This is a genomic window from Pseudovibrio denitrificans JCM 12308 (genome assembly GCF_001310815.1).
GTDB lineage: Bacteria > Pseudomonadota > Alphaproteobacteria > Rhizobiales > Stappiaceae > Pseudovibrio > Pseudovibrio denitrificans.
In genome coordinates, this window is sequence record NZ_BAZK01000071.1 from 1 (window position 1) to 1,315 (window position 1,315).

Consider the following 1,315-nt stretch of genomic DNA (forward strand, 5'->3'; position numbering starts at 1 on the left):
CTTTGGCAACGTGGTTATGATCTTTTTAAAGCCAGCAAAGCGTCGGTTGTCAAAGTCCCAGCGCCCGCCTGAGTAAGCAAAGTGTGTGGTGAAGGCTTGAGATGAGTTGGGCTTTTCTGTCAGGGCGGCCAGGACGGTCAGGACAGGTGGGAACCAGCGCTCATCCTCGGCATCGCCGCCATAGGTGGTGTAGCTGGCTGAGAGCTGCCCACCTGAAGGCAACACCACACCAACCAGCATATCCGGACGCTCGCTGACAAGCTTTGTCGCACGACCGTCAAAATCAAACGTCGACTTCTTACGGTGTGTAATAAAATCAATAAAACCATCAGCATCTGCATCAGCCATGATTGCGGTCGGATAGTTTCTGATTAAATCGTGATGACCCTCAGTGTAATAGTGGAAGAGCGTATCGCCACGTGTCAAAAACAAACGAGTATGGTCGCTTTTGCGGTTTCCTATATAGTCAGCGCGCCCATCACCGTTCACATCGGCAACCAGACTGGCGCTAGATTGTACATCTCCAAATGAGGATGAATGGATTACCGGACCTTCAATAAACTTCAAGCCTGTACTAAAGTAGATTTGCCGATCATGTCCCCCTTTTACATAGAGAAGATCAGTTAACCCATCCCCATTGTAGTCCCCAAATAAAGTTCCATTTTTCTTGGGTATGGAAAAGGTTCTGAAGAAACCAGAAGAGCCGTTAGAAAGACGAGCATAGATTTTTTTACTTTCATCGGTTGAACCTAAGTCTGCTCGGCCATCGCCATTAAAGTCGACTATATGACTACCTTTAATATTGCTCCAACTTTGATCAACTGCTCTAGAGAGTTTTTGCTTCTCATCTGAAATTACGTCGTCTTGACCATCTCCGTCAAAATCTGCAATGCGTGCTGTCCGATCATACAGACCTTGTTGAGTTGTGTTATAGGTTTTACATATATCGCGTTCACCGCTACCAGACGTGTAACACCTTTTGTAAGATGAGATGAACAGCGGCATTCGTTGCTTTTTTAAGCCATCTCTAATGGTGTGGATCCAGAAGCTTCCTTGATGCTTAGTATCGCAATATTGCAGGCTAAGTTGCTGGCTAGTTCCCGGCTTTCTGCCATAACATCTTGCGCCACTGACGTAACCATCGTTCAAATTTCTTGAAGATGTCCAGTAAGCGGTTTCCTGCTTACGATCTCCACTGAAATCTGAGACACTGACAGCCAAATAGTTTTCATTGGTTTGGAACTGAGGTGCTGAGATTTTCTTCTGATCGAAGACATCATGTTTGTATGTGAACTGGTATGAAGGCAGTTTTGAT

Annotated in this window: 1 protein-coding gene; it reads right to left on the reverse strand. The window is 45.7% G+C overall.

Going from position 1 to position 1,315, the window contains the following annotated elements; translation table 11 throughout:
• A partial coding sequence (locus JCM12308_RS28160) for an FG-GAP-like repeat-containing protein (RefSeq protein ID WP_174519232.1) occupies nucleotides 1-1,315 on the reverse strand: 1,315 nt, incomplete at both ends.